The organism is Streptomyces sp. McG3 (assembly GCF_018619185.1).
Classification (GTDB): Bacteria; Actinomycetota; Actinomycetes; order Streptomycetales; family Streptomycetaceae; genus Streptomyces.
The window spans coordinates 1-1,007 of sequence record NZ_JAAXYC010000574.1; the positions used below are offsets into that span (position 1 = coordinate 1).

1 protein-coding gene is annotated in these 1,007 nt (G+C 68.6%); it reads left to right on the top strand.

Annotated features, from left to right (window positions below):
- Nucleotides 1-104: 104 nt before the first annotated feature.
- Nucleotides 105-1,007 (top strand): FG-GAP-like repeat-containing protein (locus tag HET64_RS38520; protein ID WP_215111865.1); only part of this gene is annotated, 903 nt, incomplete at its 3' end.

Here is a 1,007-nt window from a genome sequence, read left to right on the forward strand (position 1 = left end):
CCGGCGCCCGGTCTTCGGCAGATGTGGGGCAAGTTGCACCCACTCGTCGTTCGTCAGATCGCCCCGCCCCACGACCACCACGATGGCCCACGGGAGGCGATCACATGATCCGCCGGACAGAACCTAGCCGGCCAGACTTCAACAACGACAAAATCGACGACTTGATCGTCGGTGTCCCGCAGGCAACCTCCGCAGCAGGGCAGGTGTCCATCCTTCCCGGGAGCGGCAGTGGACCCTCGGCAACGGGGCTGAAGGTCATCACACAGAGCGGGTCCGTCCCCGGCTCGCCCGAGCCCGGTGACCGCTTCGGCGCGGACGTTGCCTACGGGGACGTTGACGGCGACGGCCTTGCGGATCTCGCTGTCGGGTCTCCGGGTGAGGCGGACAGCGTGTTCAAGGAACGCGGGAACGTCACCGTCCTGACCGGCAGCAGCCAGCTCACACAGGGCGACTACTTCACCACCGCCGACGACGACCCCCGCAACCCTGGCAAGGCGCGCCTGGGCACAGCCGTCGCGATGGGCGACATCACCGGCGACGGCCTCGACGACGTCATCGGCGTCGGCCTCGGCTCCGCCGGCTCGGGCGGCTGGCTTGTATGGCGCGACAGCGCCACCAAGAAGGCCACCACCCTGCGTCTCACCTTCGAAGACCTCAACCACGTCGATGTCGCCGCCGGGGACTTCAACGGCGACGGGTACGACGACGTAGCCGTGACCACCGTCGACCGCTACGGACAAGCCCGCGCCTACGAATACCAAAGCGCCGGCGCAGCCGGGCTCACCCATGCCATGGCCATCCAGATGGGCGCCGGCCGCAGCATCGCCGCCGGAGACATCAACCAGGACGGGCGCGACGACATCGTCATCGGCCAACCTGCCCTCGCGGATGCGGTCCTGCTTCTGCTCGGCCTCGGCCTGCTTCTGCTCCGCCTCCTTCCGCATCGCCTCCTGCTCGGCCTTCGCCTCGGCCTCCTTGGCCTCCTGCTTGGCCTCCTGCTCCGCCTG